The sequence below is a fragment of the Phaeobacter italicus genome (assembly GCF_019801785.1).
Taxonomy (GTDB): domain Bacteria; phylum Pseudomonadota; class Alphaproteobacteria; order Rhodobacterales; family Rhodobacteraceae; genus Phaeobacter; species Phaeobacter italicus.
On the sequence record NZ_JAHVIJ010000001.1, the window covers coordinates 166392 to 189042 of the forward strand.

General features: G+C 60.0%; 24 protein-coding genes. 9 read left to right on the forward strand and 15 right to left on the reverse strand.

All coding sequences use genetic code 11. The features are described 5' to 3' along the window. Positions 1 to 36: 36 nt before the first annotated feature. Positions 37 to 1644 carry a peptide chain release factor 3 gene (locus KUV39_RS00780; RefSeq protein WP_037302480.1) on the reverse strand — a complete coding sequence of 536 codons (1608 nt, stop codon included), beginning with the start codon at positions 1642 to 1644 and terminating at the stop codon, positions 37 to 39. Positions 1645 to 1945: 301 nt separating this feature from the next. On the opposite strand from KUV39_RS00780, the gene KUV39_RS00785 reads away from it, so the two are divergent. Next, entirely contained in the window at positions 1946 to 2848 is a 903-nt protein-coding gene (locus KUV39_RS00785; RefSeq protein WP_168578154.1) for a hypothetical protein, read from the forward strand. Positions 2849 to 2966: 118 nt separating this feature from the next. On the opposite strand, the gene KUV39_RS00790 is transcribed toward KUV39_RS00785, so the two are convergent. Both KUV39_RS00790 and KUV39_RS00795 read right to left on the reverse strand, forming a co-directional pair. Then, positions 2967 to 3398, reverse strand: a complete 432-nt coding sequence (locus KUV39_RS00790) for an ester cyclase (protein ID WP_222458676.1) — start codon at positions 3396 to 3398, stop codon at positions 2967 to 2969. Positions 3399 to 3576: 178 nt separating this feature from the next. Beyond that, a complete protein-coding gene (locus KUV39_RS00795) occupies positions 3577 to 4608 on the reverse strand; it encodes a Hint domain-containing protein (protein WP_222458677.1) in 1032 nt (343 codons plus the stop codon). 259 nt (positions 4609 to 4867) lie between these two features. Here KUV39_RS00795 and KUV39_RS00800 point away from each other — a divergent pair, with 259 nt between their 5' ends. The 3 genes from KUV39_RS00800 to KUV39_RS00810 all read left to right on the forward strand — a co-directional run bounded on the left by KUV39_RS00800 (position 4868) and on the right by KUV39_RS00810 (position 8069). Then, a complete protein-coding gene (locus KUV39_RS00800; protein ID WP_046210011.1) occupies positions 4868 to 5647 on the forward strand; it encodes an SDR family oxidoreductase in 780 nt (259 codons plus the stop codon). 11 nt (positions 5648 to 5658) lie between these two features. Beyond that, positions 5659 to 6786 carry a hypothetical protein gene (locus tag KUV39_RS00805; protein ID WP_222458678.1) on the forward strand — a complete coding sequence of 376 codons (1128 nt, stop codon included), beginning with the start codon at positions 5659 to 5661 and terminating at the stop codon, positions 6784 to 6786. 149 nt (positions 6787 to 6935) lie between these two features. Beyond that, positions 6936 to 8069, forward strand: a complete 1134-nt coding sequence (locus tag KUV39_RS00810) for an ABC transporter ATP-binding protein (RefSeq protein WP_222458679.1) — start codon at positions 6936 to 6938, stop codon at positions 8067 to 8069. Positions 8070 to 8075: 6 nt separating this feature from the next. Here KUV39_RS00810 and KUV39_RS00815 read toward each other — a convergent pair whose 3' ends face one another. Together KUV39_RS00815 and KUV39_RS00820 are read right to left on the reverse strand one after the other, a co-directional pair. Next, entirely contained in the window at positions 8076 to 8795 is a 720-nt protein-coding gene (locus KUV39_RS00815; protein ID WP_222458680.1) for a helix-turn-helix transcriptional regulator, read from the reverse strand. A gap of 123 nt (positions 8796 to 8918) precedes the next feature. After that, positions 8919 to 9227 carry a hypothetical protein gene (locus tag KUV39_RS00820; RefSeq protein ID WP_222458681.1) on the reverse strand — a complete coding sequence of 103 codons (309 nt, stop codon included), beginning with the start codon at positions 9225 to 9227 and terminating at the stop codon, positions 8919 to 8921. 226 nt (positions 9228 to 9453) lie between these two features. On the opposite strand from KUV39_RS00820, the gene KUV39_RS00825 reads away from it, so the two are divergent. The 5 genes from KUV39_RS00825 to KUV39_RS00845 all read left to right on the forward strand — a co-directional run bounded on the left by KUV39_RS00825 (position 9454) and on the right by KUV39_RS00845 (position 12720). Next, complete coding sequence (locus KUV39_RS00825; RefSeq protein WP_046210444.1) at positions 9454 to 9672, forward strand: twin-arginine translocase TatA/TatE family subunit; 219 nt, start codon at positions 9454 to 9456, stop codon at positions 9670 to 9672. Positions 9673 to 9679: 7 nt separating this feature from the next. Then, the gene (gene tatB / locus KUV39_RS00830; RefSeq protein ID WP_008562990.1) at positions 9680 to 10144 is read left to right on the forward strand and encodes a Sec-independent protein translocase protein TatB; all 465 of its coding nucleotides are present in this window, start codon (positions 9680 to 9682) and stop codon (positions 10142 to 10144) included. Next, on the forward strand, positions 10141 to 11043 hold the full coding sequence (gene tatC / locus KUV39_RS00835) for a twin-arginine translocase subunit TatC (RefSeq protein ID WP_046210015.1): 903 nt from the start codon (positions 10141 to 10143) through the stop codon (positions 11041 to 11043). Before tatB ends, tatC begins: the two co-directional genes overlap by 4 nt. Positions 11044 to 11232: 189 nt before the next feature. Next, a complete protein-coding gene (gene rpiB, locus KUV39_RS00840; RefSeq protein ID WP_008559012.1) occupies positions 11233 to 11676 on the forward strand; it encodes a ribose 5-phosphate isomerase B in 444 nt (147 codons plus the stop codon). A gap of 201 nt (positions 11677 to 11877) precedes the next feature. After that, positions 11878 to 12720 carry an ATP-binding protein gene (locus KUV39_RS00845; protein ID WP_222458682.1) on the forward strand — a complete coding sequence of 281 codons (843 nt, stop codon included), beginning with the start codon at positions 11878 to 11880 and terminating at the stop codon, positions 12718 to 12720. 82 nt (positions 12721 to 12802) lie between these two features. Here KUV39_RS00845 and KUV39_RS00850 read toward each other — a convergent pair whose 3' ends face one another. The 10 genes from KUV39_RS00850 to radA form a co-directional block, all read right to left on the reverse strand. Next, positions 12803 to 14035, reverse strand: a complete 1233-nt coding sequence (locus KUV39_RS00850; RefSeq protein WP_222458683.1) for a LysM peptidoglycan-binding domain-containing protein — start codon at positions 14033 to 14035, stop codon at positions 12803 to 12805. Between the two features lie 132 nt (positions 14036 to 14167). Continuing rightward, positions 14168 to 14815, reverse strand: a complete 648-nt coding sequence (locus KUV39_RS00855; RefSeq protein WP_008563139.1) for a protein-L-isoaspartate(D-aspartate) O-methyltransferase — start codon at positions 14813 to 14815, stop codon at positions 14168 to 14170. Further along, positions 14812 to 15594, reverse strand: a complete 783-nt coding sequence (surE, locus tag KUV39_RS00860) for a 5'/3'-nucleotidase SurE (protein ID WP_008562269.1) — start codon at positions 15592 to 15594, stop codon at positions 14812 to 14814. The genes KUV39_RS00855 and surE overlap by 4 nt, the downstream gene beginning before the upstream one ends. Before the next feature lie 257 nt (positions 15595 to 15851). Continuing rightward, positions 15852 to 16505: an SDR family NAD(P)-dependent oxidoreductase gene (locus KUV39_RS00865; RefSeq protein ID WP_046210020.1), complete on the reverse strand. Its 654-nt coding sequence runs from the start codon at positions 16503 to 16505 to the stop codon at positions 15852 to 15854. A gap of 65 nt (positions 16506 to 16570) precedes the next feature. Beyond that, a complete protein-coding gene (locus KUV39_RS00870; RefSeq protein ID WP_008559818.1) occupies positions 16571 to 16843 on the reverse strand; it encodes a hypothetical protein in 273 nt (90 codons plus the stop codon). Between the two features lie 238 nt (positions 16844 to 17081). Next, a complete protein-coding gene (locus tag KUV39_RS00875; RefSeq protein ID WP_037302479.1) occupies positions 17082 to 17624 on the reverse strand; it encodes a DUF2199 domain-containing protein in 543 nt (180 codons plus the stop codon). A gap of 122 nt (positions 17625 to 17746) precedes the next feature. Next, on the reverse strand, positions 17747 to 19204 hold the full coding sequence (purF, locus tag KUV39_RS00880) for an amidophosphoribosyltransferase (protein ID WP_046210445.1): 1458 nt from the start codon (positions 19202 to 19204) through the stop codon (positions 17747 to 17749). 246 nt (positions 19205 to 19450) lie between these two features. Continuing rightward, positions 19451 to 20149, reverse strand: a complete 699-nt coding sequence (locus KUV39_RS00885; protein ID WP_050673611.1) for a Hint domain-containing protein — start codon at positions 20147 to 20149, stop codon at positions 19451 to 19453. Between the two features lie 490 nt (positions 20150 to 20639). Beyond that, the gene (locus KUV39_RS00890; RefSeq protein WP_008559231.1) at positions 20640 to 21194 is read right to left on the reverse strand and encodes a CvpA family protein; all 555 of its coding nucleotides are present in this window, start codon (positions 21192 to 21194) and stop codon (positions 20640 to 20642) included. Positions 21195 to 21235: 41 nt separating this feature from the next. Next, entirely contained in the window at positions 21236 to 22600 is a 1365-nt protein-coding gene (gene radA, locus KUV39_RS00895) for a DNA repair protein RadA (protein ID WP_008561284.1), read from the reverse strand. Between the last annotated feature and the right edge of the window lie 51 nt (positions 22601 to 22651).

Here is a 22651-nt window from a genome sequence, read left to right on the forward strand (position 1 = left end):
GGGTCAGCTGTCAGCGTTTGGAGCAGGAAATGGGGTTCAGACCATCATTTCCTTGGTCGCGGTCAGTTTCAAGTCCGGATAGTCGCGTTCTACCCGGTCGATGTCCCATTGCAGACGTGTGAGGTAAACAACGTCCCCATCGTGGTCGTGGGCAATGTGCTGCTTGTTGGTGTTAATGAACTTGTCCATCGCCTGCTTGTCGCCGCTGACCCAGCGGGCAGAGGTGAACTGGGAGGCTTCAAAGCGTACGGGCAGACCGTATTCCATCTCGATCCGGCTGGCGAGGACCTCAAACTGCAATTGGCCAACCACGCCGACGATGAAGCCGGAGCCGATCGACGGTTTGAACACCTTGGCTGCGCCTTCCTCGGCGAATTGCATCAGCGCCTTTTCAAGGTGCTTGGCCTTCATCGGATCGCCCGCGCGCACGCCTTGCAGCAGTTCCGGGGCAAAGGATGGGATGCCGCTCACACGGAGAGCTTCTCCCTCCGTCAGCGTATCACCGATGCGCAGCTGACCGTGGTTCGGGATGCCGATGATATCGCCCGCCCAGGCCTCTTCTGCCAGTTCGCGGTCTGAGGCGAGGAACAGGACCGGGTTGGATACCGCCATCGGCTTTTTGGTGCGCACGTGGGTCAGCTTCATGCCGCGTTTGAAATGGCCCGACGCAAGCCGAACAAAGGCCACACGGTCCCGGTGCTTGGGGTCCATGTTGGCCTGCACCTTGAACACAAAGCCTGCGACTTTCTTCTCGTCGGGTGCGATCTGGCGGGGTTCGGCGGACTGCGGCTGCGGCTCGGGGCCGTAGGTGGAAATCCCGTCCATCAGTTCCTTCACGCCGAAGGAGTTGATGGCAGAGCCGAACCAGATCGGGGTCATGTGCCCCTCAAGCACCGATTGCGGATCAAGCGCAGGCAGCAACTCGCGCGCCATCTCGACCTCTTCCAGCAGTTTGTCGAGCAGATGCGCCGGCACGTGTTCGGCCAGCTTGGGGTCGTCCAACCCTTCAATCGCGATGCTCTCGGCAACCTTGTTGCGGTCGGCCCGGTCCATCAGTTCCAGCCGATCGCGCAGCATGTCATAGCAGCCAATGAAATCACGGCCCACACCAATCGGCCAGCTGGCCGGCGTCACGTCGATGGCAAGGTTCTGCTGGATCTCGTCAATGATCTCAAAGGTGTCGCGGCTCTCGCGGTCCATCTTGTTACAGAAGGTCAGGATCGGCAGGTCGCGCAGGCGGCAGACCTCGAACAGCTTCTGTGTCTGGCTTTCCACGCCTTTTGCACCGTCGATCACCATCACCGCCGCATCCACTGCGGTCAGCGTGCGGTATGTGTCTTCGGAAAAATCCGAGTGGCCGGGCGTGTCGACGAGGTTGAAGCGATAGTTTGCAAAGTCAAACGACATCGCCGATGCAGAAACCGAGATCCCGCGGTCCTTTTCCATCTGCATAAAGTCAGAGCGCGTCCGCCGCGCCTCACCCTTGGCGCGCACCTGGCCAGCCATCTGAATGGCGCCCCCGTAAAGAAGGAATTTTTCGGTCAAGGTGGTCTTGCCCGCATCCGGGTGCGAGATGATCGCAAAGGTGCGGCGCCGAGCGATCTCAGCAGGCAGGTCGGGGCGGTTTGTGACGGTATCGAGCATGTGCGCGCGTATATCAGGAATGCAGGCCGAGGCAAGAAAAACAGGGGCGGAGAGGCCTGATAGACAGGCTCACCCATCGCGTGTTCTGACGTAAGGTAATATAAATTTCTGAGTGTCCGTTGTCAGTTAGCCAGACAGTTCCCTGATTGGCGACAATCTCGCGGGATTGTTTTTACGTGTTTTGTTTAAATTTGGCAAAAATTGGGCGAAACTTGGGTTAAGTTGCCGAATTTCAGATTTCCGACGGCCGTTAGCCTTGCCCGATTTGGCGGGCAAGCTTGGCCATTTGTGGGGGAGCTCCATGCCAGTTCAATCCAAAGTATTCACGTATCAGATCGACGGTCTGTCCTACATTGTCACTCTGTACGAACAGGACGGGTCGTTTTTCTCGGACATCACGGTGGTCGAAGGGGCCATGGACGTGAATGCCGTGTACTTCGGGGACGACGAGTTCTCTGGCTCCAGCGAAAACCTTGATGGACCGCTCAACATGAATGGAACCCGTCTTGATGGAGAGCGAATCCAGTGGGACGAGGCTGTCGCGCTCAGCGATCCGGGCCTTGGCCCAGAAGGCGAAGACAAGGAAACTTATCTCCAGGCGGGGGATACCCTGACGTTGGAGCTGGATATCGACAGCCTTGATGAAGTCGATATTTTCGGCATTCGTGCCACGTCAACCACCAACGACGCAGGTTCGATCAAGGCCGTGTCCGACGATCCGGAAGAACCGGAAGAGCCCGAAGACCCGCAGGATCCAACCTACGAAAAACTGTTCTTCGGAGAGGTCTTTTCGGATGCGGGCGATCCATTGGGCGGGACCTTCATCTTGTCGGAAGAGCCAGATCCGAACCCCTACAGCATTCCATCCCTTCCCGAGGGAACAGATCCGACCTTTGAGAACTATGTCAGCTATTACCTGTCTGACGCCATCGGCGGCGATCTGTCCTCCCTTGAAGGGGTAGTGTTCTATCAAACCGGTGAGGATGGCACGCAGGAAGAGGTGTTCCGCATCGACGCCCCGGAGGGAGGTTTCCAGGATCCAGAAGATCTGTTTGCTGCCTATGAGGACGCACTGGAGACGCAGGACCTGCCTGCTGGCACCGAAGGCGAGAGCCTGATCATGGCCCTCAGCATTGAGGACGCATCAGAAGACCACGCGCCCGAGGCCGAAGAAGAGACCACTGAAGAGCTGGAGCTGATCTAAAGCAGGCTCTGGCCTGCCGATCCGCTGTAATCAGTCCGCATTGCAGCTGTTATTCTTGAATCGGGTCCGCAACCTGCGGGCCCTTTTTTGTCGGCCGCTTGGCCTGAGGTGAAGAAGATCAGGCCCAGGTAAGCCGTTGTCCGGCCAGGCATGCAGGCATCGCCTCCTCGGGCAACTGGCCGAGCTGTTCGAAAAAGGTGAAGGCATCAAACCGCGACCGGAGCTCGGCAATCTGGTTGTCGATGAACCGCATCATCACGATCCCATCGGCCGAGACATTCTGTTCGCTGCCGTGAACATCTGAACGCAGAACGAAGAAGGTCGAGGTCCAATCTCCGTCTTCCATGTGGTGCAGAATATCAACGGAAAACCTGCCGATTAGCCGGTGAACAGCCGCTACCAGAACGGGGAAATCGTCATGGGGGTTGGGCATCCCGTCGAGTGTATTGCTCTCTCTGACAGAAGGATGCAACAGCTCCGCCAAGACCGCGGCATTGTTGTTTTCCCAGATGGCGGTGAACCAGCGCTCAACAAGATGACGTTTGCTCATATTCAAATTCCCACAGCCGATCCGAAACAGCACGGAACCGGGCAGTCTGGCGAACGTAGACGTGTTCGGTACAAAAAATGTAAACGCGACTAATGATTGCACTGCCACGCGATTGGGCGGCTTGTTAGCGCTAAACACTGCACTGTACAATTGACTGCTGCGGGATGCCGCGTTGCGCTCAGCGCATCATGGCGCGGCGCAGTTGGGATGGCAGTTGGGATGTCTGCGCAGAACATTCGGCCGCCACAGGCCGGATATCCAGCCCCGATGCAACCCGCTGGTGCCCCATCAACAATCCGGGGCTGTGGGCCATATGGTCGTCGGGCAGGGCCGCGCGGGTCAAAGGGTCCAACAGCAGGCTCTCTGCGGCAATCCCTTCGGCAAAGATGATGTGATGGCGATCAAACAGGAGCTGGAAATAATCCACGAAACCACCGCTCTGCACGGTGACGTCGCCACCGTTTACCAGATCTCTGGCACGGACGAGATGATCGGCTCGGCCAAGGCGGTGCAGATCCCGACGGTTGTGAACCAAAAGGCGGTGGTCGGGGCTCAGCAACAGGTCCCGCTCATTTCCGTGGACACCGGCCCGGATCAGGACAGGGGCCAGATCTCCGATGGCGCGCGTCGTGGTTTGACCAATCCAGCGCACCCGCTGTGCGCCATCATCTCGGGTCAGGACACGATCGCCAACCTGCAGCTCTTCAATTGGACGCAGTGTCCCATTCGCGAGGGTGATTTGGGTGCCGCGGGTGAATGAAACACAGGCCAGCTGCGCCAGTCGCCGTCGGGCCCCATCACGGGTTTTGCGAACGAGTGTATAGCCCAGTTGCGGCTCAAGCGGGGCAAGGGGCAGCAGATAAACGGCTGCGATCATGCCCGCGTTGTCCACCTCAACCATAACGATGCCGTCCACATTGGCGCCAACGTCGGGCATGAGGGTAATCAGGCAATCCAGATGGAGATGCGCACCAGCAGATCCTGTATCACTGTTCCCGGCAATCAGCAGCTGCCCGTCAGCGCGCGCGGTCAATCGCAGTTCCTTGGGCCGCTGACCGGAGGCCAGCTGATACACGTCATCCAACGCCAGATCATCGATCACTCCGATCGGATCCCCGGTGTTGGCGCCCATTTCCACGCAAAATGACGTTGCAGGAAATACTGCAACGGTCTGAGTGATCTGGGCTGCGTTCTGCAACGGTGTCAGCATCAAAAAAACCTAACCAAAACAAAGCGGACGCCGGAATTGCGATCGCTGAGGTTCTGTTTGGGATCAAATTGTGGCGACTTGCGGACCGAACCGGGGTGGTTTTGCGAAACCGTGTGGCGGGCGGGGCGATCCGGCGCGAACAGGGGCTGGCCAAGGCTGCTCCAACCGTGCAAGGTCTGGACCAAGAGGCTGCTGGCGGGCTGTTGCTTTTGCAATATGTAGTCAGGCGGTTCACAAAGTCAGCAAGGAGACGACGCAGATGGATTTGGGATTGTCAGGCAAGCGCGCCTTGGTGTGTGCAAGCAGCAAGGGGCTTGGTCTTGGGTGCGCGGAGGCATTGGCCGAGGCGGGTGTGAACCTGGTGATGAATGCACGCGGCGTCGAGGCGCTGGAAGCATCTGCACAGGCAATCCGGGATGCCTATGGTGTTGAGGTCGTCACCGTTGCTGCGGATGTCACCACGCCAGAGGGCCAGGCCAAGGTGATCAAAGCCGCAGAAGGTGTCGATATTCTGGTCAACAACGCAGGTGGTCCGCCTCCCGGCATGTGGAGCGACTGGGACCGCGATGACTTTATCGCCGCGCTCGACGCAAACATGCTGGCCCCGATCGCGCTGATCAAGGCGCTGGTGCCAGCCATGATGGAGCGCGGCTGGGGCCGCGTCGTCAATATCACCTCGCAATCGGTCAAGGCGCCAATCCCTGTTCTGGGGCTGTCCAACTCTGCCCGTGCCGGTCTGACAGGATACGTTGCCGGGACGTCGCGCCAGGTCGCTTCCAAGGGGGTCACGATCAACAACCTGTTGCCGGGCATTCACGCAACCGACCGCGCGATTTCGCTTGATCAGGGGGTTGCGGACCAACAGGGCATTTCGATCGAAGACGCGGCAAAGCAACGCGCGGCAACCATCCCCGCCGGGCGGTATGGCACCCGTCAGGAATTCGGGGCGACCTGCGCTTTCCTTTGTTCGCAGCACGCAGGCTTCATCGTTGGCCAGAACATCCTTCTTGACGGTGGCGCCGTCAATTCAACGATGTAGGGGCCGGGCGCGTGGCATCGGGGTTTTCCCTTAAGGATCAGTTGTTCAACCGTGAAAAGACCCGCTATCTGGCGGGGCTTTTTGCAGCATCTCATGCGGGGTTTGACCCGGATCGGTTTGAAGCCGAGGTGATGGCCGAACTCTCCGCGCTGGAGCTTAAGCAGCGGATTTCCTTGATCGCCGAGGTCTTGTCGCGCCATCTGCCACAGGATCCCGAGGGGATGGCAGCTGCGATCTTGAATGCGCTGCCACCGCCACTGGATCCGTCGCTGAGTGATGATGACTTTGGCGATTTCATCTTTGCCCCGCTGGGCGAACTGGTGGGGCTGCGGGCGCTGGAGACGGCGCCGGATCTGTCGCTGGATGTTCTGGCAGAGATCACCAAACGGTTCTCCATGGAATGGGCGATCCGGCCTTATCTGGTGCATTGGACCGACAAGACGCTCGCACGGATGGAGGTCTGGGCCGCGGATGAGAATTATCATCTGCGCCGTTTGGTGAGCGAGGGAACACGGCCGCGGTTGCCATGGGGGCAGGCAGTCCCCCTTGCCCTCTCGCAGCCCTTGCCGCTTCTGGATCGTCTTTCTGGCGACCCGACACGCTATGTGACGCGTTCCGTCGCGAACCACCTTAACGACATCTCCAAGAAGGATCCTGAGTTGGTTCTCACTCGCTTGCGCCAGTGGCAGGCAGAGGGGGTGCAGTCGCAAAGCGAGCTCGACTGGATCACCACCCATGCGCTGCGCGGCTTGGTCAAGCAGGGCCACAGTGGCGCGATGGAGATGTTGGGGTATGACCCTGCCGCCCCAGTCACCGCGCATCTGCAGCTGGGGCCCGGTCCTGTTCGTATCGGCGGCGCACTTGAATTTGACTGTATGCTACAGGGGCCAGGCGACGCGCCTGTGCTGGTTGATTACCGGCTGCATTTTCAGCGGCCGGGTGGGAAGCTGTCCGCCAAAGTGTTCAAGCTAAAGCAAACCCGCTTGAAGGGCGGCACGGCCCGGCTCTCAAAACGTCATCCGCTGAAAGCGGGGGCAAGCACCTTTACTCTCGTTCCGGGCCTGCACCGGTTGGATCTGTTGGTGAACGGGATCGAACGGGGCAGCCTGACCTTTGATCTACTGGCCCAGGCAGAGTGATCTGGCGCGAGGTTCCCGCGGTCGCCGATGGCGCCTGTGTCGCAGGTCTTTGGCCGTCTCTTGCGTGTTGGGGGGCGGGTTGGTATCCGGTTGGCCAGTTCAATTCGGCATGCCCCGCCGGAACGACGGAAAACTGTTGAAGAGGCCGCATGACATCCGCACCTGCTGATCCGCAGACACCTTCGGGATATCCCACCGCCGATGCACGGCCGCCGCGGCTTGAGATCCGCAACCTGCGCCGCTTCTTTGACGGGCGGGCAGTTGTCGATGATGTTTCGCTTCAGATCGAAGCGGGGCAGGTGATGTGTCTTCTTGGGCCGTCGGGCTGCGGCAAATCCACGACGTTGCGAATGATCGCAGGGGTGGAAATGCAAGACAGCGGCGAAATCTATGTCGACGGCAAGCTGATCTGCGACACCGTGTTTCGGGTTCCACCGGAACGGCGTGAAATCGGTCTGATCTTTCAGGACTTTGCACTTTTTCCGCACCTTAGCGTTGCGGACAATGTCGCCTTTGGCCTGAAGGGCAGCAAAGATGAAAAGCGCGCCCGTGTCCGAGAGCTTTTGTCCAAGGTCTCTCTTGCGCAGTACATTGATGAATTCCCCCATCAACTCTCGGGTGGGGAGCAGCAGCGGGTTGCATTGGCGCGGGCCCTTGCGCCCAAGCCGCGCATCATGCTGATGGACGAGCCGTTCTCAGGGCTCGACAACCGTTTGCGTGATGGGATCCGCGATGAGACACTCGCGTTGCTGAAAGAAGAAGACGCCGCTGTCCTGTTGGTTACGCATGAGCCGGAGGAGGCCATGCGGATGGCTGATGAAATCGCGCTGATGCGGGCAGGCAAGATCGTACAGCAGGGTGCACCCTATAACGTCTACACCCGACCAGCAGATCGCGCTGCGGTCAGTTTTTTCAGTGATACCAACGTTTTGCGATCGGAAGTGAATGGCGCCCTGGCACAGACCCCATTTGGCCAGTTCCTCGCTCCGGGTCTGCCTGATGGCACGGAGGTCGATATCGTCTTTCGCCCGCAGCACGTGAAGATCGACTTTGACCGAAATGGACGCGGGCCCAATCCGACTGCGACAGACGGCGTCGCCGCGCGCGGCGTGGTGCAGCGGGCGCGGTTTCTTGGCAACGAGAGCCTCGTGGAATTTCGCATGGACTTTGACGGCTGTGTGCTGAAGGCGACCGTGCCAAATGTCTTCCTGCCAGAAGCCGGGCGCGTGATGTGGTTGACCGTCCGCAGAGACCGCTGTTTTGTCTTTCCCACCGGGGGCTGAACAGGTTCAGGGGCAGTCGGGTGACTGAGCGGATTTCACCGTCTTGGGCTGGTCACTGGCCATTGGATCATAGTCCTGAAGCCGCTTGCCGGGTTCATCCACAAACAACTCGGGCAGAGGTTTGGCGGTGTCGATCAGATCGACCCGAAAGACGCGGAAATCGTCGCGCGTCTCGCACCACGCCGTGAGTGTCCAGACCCGTCCCCAATACTCCATATGCAGGGGGCGGATGACACGCTCTGTCACTGTGCCGTCAATGCGTCGGTAGACAAGTTGCAGTTTCTGGCGCGCCTTGATGGCCGCGCGCAGGATTGGCATCTGGGCAAAGCCCCGCGCGATATCAGCAAATGGATAGACTGCAAATTTCCATGCATCCGCTTCGGCAATGGTCTGTTCAGGCAATACGGCATCGATTTTCGACGCAAGCGACTGGGCCGCTGCCTTGAGGTCTGGATCAGCCGCCTCTGCTACAATGGCCATGCCGAGGTTCAGCGCTTCCAACTCCTCGGCGGTCAGGGTCAGGGGCGGCAAGGTGATTGCCTCTCTGACCATATAGCCGACACCGCGCTCCCCCTCGACCGGAACACCGGATGCGATGAGGGTGTCCATGTCGCGATAGATCGTTCGGACAGAGACCTCCAGTCGCTCGGCAATATCCTTTGCGCGATGCAGTTTTCCGTCCCGCAGGATCTGGATGATATCAAAAAGGCGATCTGTGCGGCGCATGGTCTAGCCTTGGTACGGCGGGCGGGGGAGGTCAAGTCCCGCCCGGCGGCATTTGTTTGCCCGATGTCCGTGGGACGGGTGCATTGCACCCGCCCGCAGGTTGCCCGGATTATGGCGCCCAAGTCAGGCCGCCATGCTCCACTGCACCTCCTCGTGGCGCATATTGGCGGATTCCGGTGCAATCGCGGCCATGACATCCGGGGTAAAGTCCTGCTGCATGAACGCCTGTGCCACCTTTTGCGCGGTCGCGAGATCCTTCCAGATCACATAGTCGGTCCAGCTGCCATCTTCACCCTGGCTCAGCTGGCGATGAAGAAACCCATCCTGTGCCCGCACGAAGGCCTCGGTTTTCTGCATCAGGGCCACAAAGTTCTCGGTCTTGATTCCATCTGCCAATTTAAAGGTCACGATCTCTGCAACATGTTTGGTCATCACGTCTCTCCTTGATTGCTGTGATGCCCGCTGTTTAGGGGTATCCAACTGACATAAACCTGTCAGTTGGATGATGCGCTCAACAGGAAACTGCGATTCCGGTGTGAATCGGCGGCTCTTGTTGGGCCTCGTCTCTTTGCTCACAGCATCATGCGGGCGTAAAAACGGATCAAACAACACTGCAGCCCGGCCAATGACGGCGCTGCCGCAGAAGGAGACCCTGCTCATGCTCAACAATATCGGCCTTCCCGGCCTGCTGCTCATCGCCGTTGTCGTTCTGGTCCTGTTTGGCCGTGGCAAGATTTCTTCGCTGATGGGTGAAGTCGGCAAGGGCATCACCGCCTTCAAGAAAGGCGTCAGCGATGGCACCAAAGAGCTGGAAGATGACGCAAACGCAGAAGCCGCGCGCGACGTGACCCCGGCAGCTGACAAAGACAAGGCCTGAGGCACGGATGTTCGATCTCGGGTGGACCGAACTCCTGGTGATCGGCGTTGTCGCGCTCATTGTTGTGGGGCCAAAGGACCTGCCGGTTCTGTTCCGCAACGTGGGCCGCTTCGTCGGCAAGGCCAAGGGTATGGCGCGGGAATTCTCACGGGCCATGAATGACGCGGCGGATGAGGCCGGGGTCAAGGACGTGGCCCAGGGGCTCAAAGCTGCGGCAAATCCCATGAACACTGCAATGGATGGCGTCAAACAGGCGGCACAGGATATGGCAAAGTCCATCGATCCGACCAAGTTTGACCCCGACAGCGAGACGGGCAAGTTGTCGGCTGAACGCGCCGAAGCCGCCAAAAAGATCCAGGCGGCAACAGCGCGGGCAGCAGCCGAACGCAAGGCGCGTGAAGCACAGGAAGCGCTGGCCAAGGCCGACGAGGCGGAAGCGGCCCTGAAACAGAGTGACGAGGCCAAATCATGAGCAACACGGATGAGATCGACGACTCAACCGCGCCGCTGATCGAGCATCTGGCCGAGCTGCGCTCGCGTCTGATCCATTCAGTCGCGGCGTTTCTGGTTGGCATGATCATCTGCTTTACTGTCGCTACGCCGATCTTCAACTTTCTGACCGCTCCGCTGTGTCAGGTATTGGCAGAGGGTGGTCAGGACTGTGCACTGATCTTCATCAGTCCACAGGAGGGTTTCTTTGTCGCGATCAAGATCTCCTTCCTCGGGGGCTTTATCCTGGCGTTTCCCTATATCGGGTTCCAGATGTGGCGTTTCGTGGCGCCGGGGCTGTATAAAAACGAAAAGGGTGCGTTCCTGCCGTTTTTGATCGCCTCGCCGTTCATGTTCCTTCTGGGCGCGAGCTTTGCGTTTTATGTCGTTACGCCGCTGGCCTATGATTTCTTCCTTGGGTTCCAGCAGTTCGGCGCCTCAGGCGAGGCTGTCGTGGGCGAACAGGTCAATCAGGGCCTCAGCGTGGTGTTTCAGGGCTCCGCACAGGAGTATTTGAACCTGACGATCAAGTTCATCGTGGCATTCGGTCTGTGCTTCCAGCTGCCGGTTCTTTTGACCCTCATGGGGCAGGCGGGACTGGTCAGTGCCGAGGGGCTTGGCTCTGTGCGCAAATACGCAGTTGTTGCGATCCTCGTGCTCGCGGCCCTTGTGACGCCGCCTGATGTCATTACCCAGATCATTCTGTTTGTGGTGGTCTACGGGCTCTATGAGCTGTCGATCCTGCTGGTGCGTCGGGTGGAAACCAAGCGCGAGGCCAAGCTGCGCGCTGAAGGGTACTATGACGACGAGGACGAGATGGAGGCCCATCCAGAGGATGACCCGCTGATGGCTGAGTTCGATGAGGACGCGGACAAAAAATAAACGCCCAGCCTCAAATGGCTGATAGCTGGAAAGGCGCGCCGGAAACGGCGCGCTTTTTTGCTGGTGGATGTTGCGAAACACGGATGGTCTGATATTGACCGATTGGCCCCGCACCGGCCGTTGTCACCACCTTGATGATGCGCCGGGCATGCCGCATGCCTTTGATCTCGCCATACGGAACATGACACCATGACCACCAGCAAACGCATCGTTCTCTCCAGCGACCACGCTGCCATCCCGCTTCGCCAGGCCGTAGCCGACCACATCGCGCAGCAAGGCTGGGAAGTGGTGGACATCGGCCCAACCACGCCGGAGAGCACCCATTACCCGATCCACGGCGCCGCCGCAGCAGAGCGCGTGGCCTCTGGTGACTGTGATCTCGGCATTATCCTTTGCGGGACCGGGCAGGGGATCATGATGGCCGCAAACAAGGTGAAGGGCATCCGCTGTGGTGTCTGCTCTGACACGTTCTCTGCGGCGATGATCCGTCAGCACAACAACGCCAACATGCTCTCCATCGGGGCACGTGTCGTTGGTGAGGGGCTCGCGCTTGAGATCGTCGATGCCTTCCTTGGCGCAGAGTTCGAAGGTGGCCGCCACGCCACCCGTGTGGACATGATCGAAGCGAACTGATCCATTCGACGGCCAGCCAAGGGCTCGGCCCATGACAGACATCACAAAGCAGGGTGCGCAATCGCGGCCCTGCTTTATTTTTTGGGGCAGGTCAGCGGTGGGCCATGTCGAGGCGGCCAAGCCTTGTCGGGGTTGTCGGTGGCGGCTGAACGTGCTTTGAAATCGATCGGATTTTTCGACAACACGACTAAGGACGCCGCTATGGATGAGACCGCCCTGACCCGCATCGCCGAGGCCCTTGAACGGATGTCACCTGCACCGCTGAAGGCGCCTGATTTTTCTGCGGCCTCGGCCTTTGTCTGGCATGTCGCACCGGATCGGCTTGAACCGGTCACGGCCGTCAGCCGGGTTGATCTGGATCTGCTCGTGGGGATTGACCGGTCCCGCGAGACCCTTCTGGCCAACACCCGGCGGTTTGCCGAAGGGTTTGCAGCAAACAATGCGCTTTTGTGGGGCGCACGCGGCATGGGAAAATCGAGCCTGGTCAAGGCCGTCCACGGACGGCTTTCACCAGATCATCCGGACCTCAAACTGGTTGAGCTGCAGCGCGAGGATCTGCCGTCTGTTGCGCGTCTGCTGAACCACCTGCGCACCGCAAAAGAGCGCTTCATTCTCTTCTGTGATGACTTGTCCTTTGGTCACGATGATCAGCACTACAAGAGCTTGAAGGCGGTGCTGGATGGCGGCATCGAGGGGCGGCCGGACAATGTGCTGTTTTATGCCACATCAAACCGTCGCCACCTGATGCCGCGGGACATGATCGAAAACGAACGCTCCAGCGCCATCAACCCATCCGAGGCCGTAGAGGAGAAGGTCTCGTTGTCCGACCGGTTCGGATTGTGGCTTGGCTTCCATCCTTGCGATCAGGATGAGTATCTGTCGATGATTGCAGGCTACTGTTCAGCCTATGGTGTGAGCATCGACGCCGAAACGCTGCGCGCGGAAGCCATCGAATGGCAGGCGACGCGCGGGTCGCGCTCTGGCAGGGTCGCGTGGCAGTTCTTTACCGATCTGGCCGGTCGGCACGGGGTCAGCCTCGGCTGATCACCTGGATTGGTCTGATAGAAAAACGGCGCCGGGAGAGATCCGCGGCGCCGTTTTCCTTTTCATATTGCGTCGTATGCGATCACTGCAGGAATGGAAGTGGATCCACGCTTTCAAAGCCGTTGCGCACCTCGAAATGCACGTAGGGGGATGGTTCATCGCGCAAGGTGGCGATGGACTGGCCCCGCGAAACCGTGTCGCCCTTGTTCACCGAAATCTGGTCGACATTGGCGTAGACGCTCAGCAGCTTTGCATCATGACGGATCACGATGATGGGGACATTGTTCGAATCCTTGGTGATGGCGGCCACGGTGCCACTATCAGCGGCCTTGACCGCAGTGCCCGCCGCGGCTGCGATGTCGATGCCATCGTTCTTGCCCTTGGCATAGGTGCGGATGATTTTGCCCTGAACGGGATAGACCATCTGCGCGCTGCTGCTGCGGGTGGGTTCCGGCACCTCAACCTTTGGCAGCTCTTTGGGGGGCTCTGCCGCGGCAGTGACGGTCTCTTGGGGGAGAGGTTTTGTTGCGCTCGGCGGCGTTGGCGTCGCGCTGCCTTCACCAGGCGCGGTGACGGCGGGGGCGGCGCTGGCTGTGGTTTCACGCTGGGCTGCGGGTTTTTGATCTTTCAGAGGGATCAGCAGGAACTGCCCCTCGCGGATCGCAAAGTCGCTGCCGAGCCCGTTCCATTCTGCCAGTGATTTGACAGGAACCTGATAGAGGCGGGAGATCGTATAGGCGGTCTCGCCGCGCTTGACCTTGTGTCGAACGGGTTCTGGTCCGCTTTGAACCTTGGCAGGCTCTGCGGGCTTTGCAGCGGGCGTCAGCGGGGTTGTGTCCACGCCACCGGAAGGCGCGCTTGGCGTGGTGGTTGGTGCGCTGTCGATCGCCTGACCGGCAAGCGACGCGATATCCACTCCGCCGTTGTTGATCTGGCTCGGTGCCTGCGTCGGCGACTGTGACGGTGCACGGCGGGGCAGTGCGATGATCTCACCCTCGCGCAGGGGATCAGAGGCTTTGATCCCATTGAAGCGCGACAGCTCCTGCACTGGCATTCCGATGCGTTGCGCGACATCTCCCAGCGTGTCACCGCGCCGTGCCACAGCGACCTGATAGGACGGATATGTAATCAGGCCGCGGCTGTCGGGCTTTGGGCGGTTGGTCGTTGCGGTCTGAGCCGCTTTCGTGGTGTTGAATGCACCGATCTGCCCGCGCAGATCATAATCCAGCGGTCCCTCACAGGCCGCGAGCAAAGCGGCGAAGGGAAACACCAGCAACGCTTTGCGCGCCGGATGGATGGGGGAAGTCGCAGTCATCTCGCTCTCCTCGGAACAGCGTTCCCGAACAAATGGCCCCCCTTGTCCCAGGGGGTGACATTCTGCAAACGCTGCACCGGGGTGCAGGCTGCTGCGTCGGAAACGCCTTGGGGTGGGCCTTTCGCCCCTCCCTTACGTGTCTTTGCCAATCCCCTCAAGGAGGGGAACAAAACGCACCGGGCGCAATTCGTCGTATTCCAGACCGCTCTCTGTCTTGTGGACGCGGATCAGGGTCTGAACGGTGTCGGATTGGCCAACGGGCACGACCATAATACCGCCGGTCTTCAGCTGCGCCAAGAGCGGTCCGGGCGGGTCTTCGGCGGCCGCTGTCACAATGATTCGATCAAAGGGCGCTTGATCCGGCAGACCATGGCTGCCGTCCCCCACAAGCGAGGTGATATTGGCCAGATGCAGCTGCTCAAAAACCTGCCGTGCTTCGCGCACAAGACGGGCGTGGCGATCCACTGTGTAAACCCTGCGGGCAAGTTTGCTGAGGATTGCCGCCTGATAGCCGGATCCTGTCCCGACCTCCAAAACCGTGTCGCGCGGAGATATCTGCAGGGCCTGCGTCATCAGCCCCACGACCGACGGCTGCGAGATCGTCTGACCGCAGGCAATCGGCAGCGGCATGTCTTCGTAGGCACGATTGGAAAACAGCCCTCTGACAAAGGGGCCGCGATCAATTTGCTCCATCGCATCAAGAACTTGCGAGTCTGTCACCCCGCGCGAGCGCAAGGCGAACAGGAACTGCATCTTGGTTTCTGCTGTCGGGTCGCTCATTCAATGCCCTTCAGCGCGTCAAGCGCGTCATGAGCGGTCAGGTCTGCCCGCATGGGGGTGACGGAAATATACCCATCGAGGTTCTGTGACGCATCGGTTCCGGGCGCGGTTTCGACGTGCTGATTGCCGCCTCGAATCCACAGATACCGGCGCCCATTGGGAGAGGTCTGTTCCTCTGCAGAAAAATGGCTGCCCCGGCGAAAGCCCTGTTGGGAGATCCGGCGACCCTTGACCGATGCGGCTGGAACCGGCGGGAAGTTGATGTTGTAGAACAGGCGGTAATCCGCCGCTTCGCTGGGCTGGGTTTCCAGAATGGCCCGGATCAGCTCCGCACCGTGGTGGGCGGCGGCTTCGAACGGGTTTTCGATATTGGCGTTTTGGGGGCCGAAATACTGTGACAATGCCATTGCAGGGATTCCCTGCAACGCGGCCTCCATCGCCCCACCAAGAGTGCCGGAGTAGAGCGCATTCTCAGCTGAGTTGTTGCCGCGGTTGACGCCCGACAACACCAGATCCGGCAGCGCATCTTTCATCACCACATGCAGCCCCGCCAAAACACAATCCGCCGGAGAGCCCTCGGCAGCAAAGCGGCGTTCGCTCAGCTGGCTGAGCATGAAGGGGCGGGTGTAGCTGATACAATGACCGACGCCGGATTGTTCAAAGGCAGGGGCGACGGTCCAGACCTCGCCGTCCGGCCCGGCAACCGCCTGCGCGATTTGCTCCAGAACCGCGAGACCGGGGGCGCTGATGCCATCGTCATTGGTGATCAGAATTCGCATGAGCTACGCCCCTTACCTGGCCCTGAATGGCCTTTTATGTCTGAGATTTCCGCGCGGATTTGTTGTGACCTGAATAGGACGCGGGGGAAAAGGGGGCAAGCCTTTCCCCGCCGTGAGGGGGGTGCCGGGTGTCAGTACGATGCCATGGCGGCACAGAGGTCACAGGTTGGTGAGCGGATCGCCAATGAAAAAGACCGGCGCTGATGGATCAGGCGCCGGTCTTGCGATCAGGTGTCATCGCGTGGCAGCACCACGGATCAGGACGCATCCCCCAGGATCTGGGGCAGCAAACGGGCGGCTTCGTCCTGCGGAGAGGCAAGAGGTGCCCGGTCTTCGCCGGGGAAGAAGCGGGCGCGCACGGCAGTGGCCATCGGTGCAGGTGTCAGGATATCCACCCGTGGTCCGGTCTTGGCTGTTTCGACCTGCCAGCTGTTTGCCAGCGACATCTGCGCGGCCTTGGTTGCGCCATAGGCGCCAAAGAACTTTTCGCCACTGCGCGGATCATCAAAGAAAACCGCCTTGCCGGTCTGGCCAAGCAGGGGGGCGACATAGGGGATCAGAACCGACGTTGCCTTGGCGTTGACGGCCATCGACTTGTCCCAGTCCTTGGCAGCGACAAAATTCGCCGGGCTCAGAGGGGCGGCGTGGATCGCTGTGTGCAGCCAAAGATCAAGGCGCCCCCAACGGTCGTGGATGCCCCGGCAGAGCGTTGCCATTGCTTCGGGGACGGTGATGTCCATCGGCGCCAGCGTCGCCGAGCCGCCAGCGGCCTTGATGCGGTCGTCCAGCTCTTCCAAGGCGCCTGTGGTGCGTGCCACGGCAACGATGTGATGCGTTGGCGCCAGAGCCTCTGCGAGGGCGGCGCCCAGGCCCCGAGAGGCCCCGGTGATGAGAGCGAGTTTCTGTGTCATACGCGCCTTGTGCGGCGCTGGGGGCTTCGGGTCAAGAGGCCAAAGCGGCACAGCAGCGGGGGAGATCAGCTGCCGGGCATGCCGAGGCGGGTGGCCTTGCCGTTTTTCTGCAGGACCAGGCCGTCTGCGTCGATTGCCACGACTTCAGACCCGGAGAGGCGACTGCCGCGTTTGACCACCCGCGTGCGCCCGCCTGGCAGGCGGACCATCGCGTTGAGATCGGTGCTGTCTCCGTAAAGGCCAAGCAGACTGATCCCGTTGCGCGGCAGCGCGCCTTCCTGGGTGGCATGTCCTGCAACATTGGCCGGAGTTTTTCCGTTGCGTTCACTGTTTGCCATCTGGGTTTGCTCGTCTTTCGTTTTGATTGGTGTTGGCTCAGCAGCGCGCTGCTATCAGGCCTGTTTGTCCTGCAACAGGCCCCCTGCAGGTGGCAGGCGATCCCTTGCTGGATCTGGGCTGTCGTCTTGGCGGAGGATTGCGCAGCCCGCGCCGCTGACCTGTGCGATTTCCGCACACCCCCCTTGAAGCCGCGAGAGGGCGGCGCGGGGGCGGCGAGGTCATAGGGGATGCGTCAGATCAGGCGTCGTAAACCAGCGACGGCAGATCGTGGCCATAGGCGTAAAGAAGGCTCAACAGCTCTTCCAGTTGGGCGCCGACCATTTGCAGGTTGTACAACGGGTGCTGTGGGTCAGAAACCTGCAAATCCGGGTACTGGCCTTCAGGGCGCATGTGCAACATCGCCTCGATGCCGGGGGTGCCATCTGGTGGGATGGCATTGGCCAACTCTGCCCGGCGGCTTCCCAGCTCTTCTGTTTCGCCGATTTCAAACCGCTCGATAAATGCATCGAAATCCTCGCGCTCCAGCCGAGCCCAGGTGCCCAGGATGAACTCCTCCCCCCGAGTGTCGGCAAGAGGAACAGCCAGAACCGCCCGCACAAAACGCAGGTCGCCCAGGCGGCAGAAATCCTCTGTCAGGATATCGCCAGTCTGCGCGTTCAAAGCAGAATTGTCGTGCACGAACATGTCGTCCGGGCAGATATCCGGACGGTCGCAGCTCAGGCTGAGCAGCTGGGCAAAGGTCGCCCCGCAACAGCGGCATTGGCGCTGCGAGCCTAACATGCGGGCGAGATGTGGATCCAAGGGTCGGCCTTTCAGTGGCGGCAGTGGCAACAAAAACGGCAAGAGGCGCCGATCGGGGATCAGCGCCTCATATCCGAGTCGGTCTGATATCGGCTGCGCTCTTACTCTGCCGGGCGCTTCATTTCAAACCCCCGTTCCATCATATCGGATGGAACGACGGGATATTCGCCAGAGAAACAGGCGTCGCAGTACTGCGGACAGCTGTTGTTGCGGCCCTGATCCTGACCAACCGCGCGATAAAGCCCGTCAAGCGAGATGAACTTCAGACTGTCCACTGCGAGGTGTTTGGCCATCTCGTCCTCGGTCATGGTGGCGGCCAGCAGCTTGTCCCGGTCGGGCGTGTCCACGCCGTAGAAACAGGGCCATGCCGTCGGCGGAGACGCAATCCGGAAGTGCACTTCGCTCGCGCCTGCATCCAGGATCATCTCCTTGATTTTGCGCGAGGTTGTCCCGCGCACAACAGAGTCGTCCACCAGGATCACCCGCTTGCCTTCGATCAGGGCGCGGTTCACGTTCAGCTTCAGACGCACACCCATGTTGCGGATCTGCTCTGTTGGCTCGATGAAGGTACGGCCCATGTACTGGTTGCGGATGATCCCCATCGCGTAGGGGATGCCCGATTCCAGAGAGTAGCCAATCGCAGCAGGCGTGCCGCTGTCCGGCACCGGGCAAACCAGATCGGCTTCGATCGGGTTTTCCTTGGCCAGCTCGCGGCCGATCGCTTCGCGGGTCTCATAAACAGAACGCCCGCCCAAGATCGAATCAGGGCGGGAGAAATAAACATGTTCAAAGATGCAGAATTTCGACGGCTGGGGACGGAACGGGAAATGGCTCTGGACCCCTTCGCCGGTGATGACCACCATCTCGCCAGGTTCGATTTCACGAATGAACTCGGCCCCGATGATGTCCAGCGCACAGGTTTCAGAGCTGAGCGCGTACCCATCGCCAATCTTGCCAAGGACAAGCGGGCGAACACCAAGTGGGTCACGCACGCCGATCAGCTTGGTCCGGGTCATGGCGACAACAGAGAAAGCCCCTTCAACCCGGCGCAGCGCGTCTTCCATCCGTTCGGGGATATTGCGCTGCAGGGACCGGGCCATCAGGTGAATGATACATTCACTGTCAGATGAGCTCTGGAAGATGGAGCCACGTTCAATCAGCTCTTTGCGCAGGGCATCTGCATTCGTGATGTTGCCGTTATGGGCAATAGCTGCGCCACCCATGGCGAATTCGCCAAAGAAGGGCTGCACATCACGGATCGCGGTCTGGCCCTTGGATCCGGCAGTGGAGTAGCGGACATGACCAATCCCGATCGGGCCGGGCAGGGTAGACATCACATCCTGTGAGGTAAAGTTGTCGCGGACATAGCCAAAGCGGCGGGCGCTCTGGAAACCTTCGACGGGGTCGTGTGTGACGATCCCTCCGGCTTCCTGTCCCCGGTGCTGCAGCGCGTGCAGGCCTAGGGCGACGAAGTTTGCTGCGTCTTGGACGCCGACGACGCCAAAGACGCCACATTCTTCGCGTAGCTTGTCATCATCAAACGGGTGGGCGGGGGGCATCTGCGGCATCGGCAAGGCGGTGTGGCTCCGAATCCGGTTTTGAGGATGCCACCCACATAGAGCCTCAATCGCGCCGTGTCACCAAAGGATCACGCTTTCACGACAGTTGGGTGAAAAAACCGCATGCTTTCAAGGCATCCGCTTTGCCAGTTGCACCCACCCAGAACGAAAAAGACCCGCGCAAGCGCAGGTCTGTCGGCAGCGAAGGCATTGGTTTCGTAACGCGGATGTAGCGCCAGCGGAATGTTACGCGGCCAGCAGACCCCGCAGCATATCAAAGGCAGACAGGATGTCGTCGCTGTCTTCATCGGTGGTTTCGTCTTCGGCCTTGCCTGCGTCGACCAGCGCACGGCCTTCTTCGCTTGCGAGGATCTGGCGGGTTTCGCTCAGCGACAGGTCGCGGAATGCGCTGTCGTCCGCGCTGTCCGCCGCCGGGATGTGGACCAACATGCCACATTCGGCCCAGATCATCTCTTCTTCTGCAAAGGTGATGAAGATGCGCGCCATCTTTTCGGGCATCGCTGCGGAAATACCGTTGTAACCAACCAGAGAGATCACCTTGGTCACGGCTGTCGGTACGTCAAAAAGGCGCTCGATTGCGTCCAGTTCCAGACCAACCTTCTGATCCGCAGGAAGCATGAGATCGTCGTCATTGCCCAGAGCGCCGGCAGGCACATGCACAAGAGAGGTCAGGCGGGGGATGGATTGCTTCACGCTCAGCACTTCCTGTGCGCCACCATCGAGGGTGTAGACCATGTCCCCGGGCTTGATGTGGCGGGCCTGAACAAACCCACGGTCGGTCTCAACCATCATGTGCGGCAACAGGCCACCGGTGCGGGGACGCGGACGGCTGCGGGGGGCAGGCGCTGCAACGGCTGCCGGAAAATCCATCAGCAGACCAACGGGCTGACAGTCGGCGAAAGATGTCGAGTGATCCAGCAGCATGAGTGTTGTCCTTCTGAGCGAGTGCCTGACGTTCTGTCTGACACCAATGTGCGCTGCGAATTGGGACGGAAATGGGGCAAGCTTTGGGCCGATTGGGACAAGACCGGGGTTTTCGCCCCGAAATCGCGCCTCATTTACGAAATTGGGGCAAAAAACACGCCGCAACCTCAAGATTTGTTAACTTTTGTGCGTCTGCGGACCCGATGATGAGGGGGTGTAAGCATCATAGGAGCGCTCGGAATCTGGTGATTCCTGTTGGTTAATAAAGCGTTAATTGGGCATTTTCGTGTTAACGAAAGTAAAGATCTACAGGGGAGGGCGTGGGCCACCTAGGTCGCCAATGTGCAATCCCCGGCTGAGCTCGGCTGCATCGTCGCCATACCGGATAGCACACAACGCGCGGTACAAAAGAAAAGAGCGCCCGGTTGGGCGCTCTTGGAATTGCGTCGGTGAATTGCCTCGGTCTGAACCGGGAGTGAACCCGAAGGCCTTACTGGTTGCAGGCGCCAATCAGGGTTTCATATTGCGCGGTGACCCAGCCCAGGGCTTCTTCCGGATTGCGCTCTTCGATCTTGCCGATCATGCGCTCGAATACCACCGCAGAGCGGCTCTCATCCACGATGGTAAAGCTCTGACCCGTCATCACGACATTATAAAGGAAGAAGGCAATCGCCACCAACAGGATGCCGCGCAGAACCCCAAAGAAGAAGCCTGCGCCCTGATCCAGCCCGCCAAGGGCCGAACGCTGGACGAGAGAAGAAAACAGCGGCGTAAAGAACGACACCACAATCAACGCCAGTGCAAATACCGCCGCAAAGGCCGCGATGATCGACAATTCGCAGCTGTCTGCGATGAATTCGCCGATGACCGGGATCTCTGCCATCAGGGGTTCGACCTGTGGTGCAAACAAAAAGGCCAGAATAGCGGCTGCAATCCAACCGGCGATTGCCATTGCTTCACGCACCAGCCCGCGCGAATAGGCCAGCAGTGCCGATACAACAATGACCAGGGCCACAACCCCGTCGATAATGGTGAAACCTTCCATGTCCCTCGCCCGTTAACCTGCGATCCGTATTTTCTGCGACTTTAGCCAGCTCCGAAGTATTCGCCAACAAAACCGGCCAGATCGGAGGCCTGCCGCAGTGCAAGACCCTCAACCGCGACGGATTTACCACCACTTGGAGCTATGGCTGCCGTGAAACCAAGTTTTTGCGCTTCTTTCAACCGGTTTTCGGTCTGAGGGGCCGGTCGCAGGGCGCCAGAGAGCGATATTTCTCCGAATACCACCGTATCGGCGGGCAGGGCGGTGTCTTCGCGCGCACTCAGAAGGGCAGCGGCAACAGCCAGATCTGCTGCCGGTTCGGAGATTTTCATGCCGCCTGCGACGTTGAGATAGACATCAAGCCCCGCAAAGGGAATCCCGCAGCGCGCTTCAAGCACGGCAAGGATCATTGCAAGGCGCGAGGAATCCCAGCCGACCACCGCCCGGCGGGGCTGGGAGTGGGGGGAAGGCGCGACCAATGCCTGCATTTCCACCAGGACCGGACGGGTGCCTTCGATGCCGGAAAACACGACCGAGCCGGGCGAGGGCGTGCCACGTTCCGACAGAAACAGGGCAGAGGGGTTGCGAACTTCGCTCAACCCGCCGCCGGTCATCTCGAAAACGCCGATCTCGTCTGCCGGGCCAAAGCGGTTTTTGACAGCCCGCAGGATGCGGAACTGATGGCCGCGCTCGCCTTCGAAATAAAGAACCGTGTCGACCATATGTTCAACAACCCGAGGGCCCGCAATCTGGCCTTCCTTGGTCACATGGCCGACCATGATGATGGAGATGCCATTGGTCTTGGCGAATGTGGTCAGCTCATGCGCAGCGGCGCGCACCTGGCTTACCGAACCTGGCGCGCTGTCCACATGATCGGCCCACATGGTCTGGATCGAGTCGATGATCGCAAGCTGCGGCCTTTCGGCCTCCAGCGTTGTGAGGATGTCGCGCAGATTGGTTTCCGCAGCGAGCTTTACAGGTGCTTCTGCCAGTCCAAGGCGTTGCGCACGCATCCGCACCTGTGCGCTGGCCTCTTCGCCGCTGACATAAATCGTCTTCAGCCCCGAACGCGCAAACTGCGCGGCGGCCTGCAGCAGCAACGTGGACTTACCGATCCCCGGATCGCCACCCACCAAAATGGCCGAGGCAGGCACAAGCCCGCCCCCCAGAACACGGTCCAGCTCGCCCACACCACAGCAGGTGCGCGGCGGCGGTGTTTCCTCTGTTGCCAGATCGCTCAGCGGGATGGTCTTGCCGCGCCGCATGCCAAGGGATTTGGACGCAGGCCCGCCCTTGGACAGACCCTTGTCTTCGGTGATCGTGTTCCACTCGCCGCAGCCATCGCAGCGCCCGGACCATTTTGAGAAGGAGGCTCCGCAGGCAGAGCAGGAAAATGTTGTCTTAGCCATGCGCTAGCTGTGGCAGATGTTTCCGGTTTGTTCAAGCGCTGTGGCGCCCCA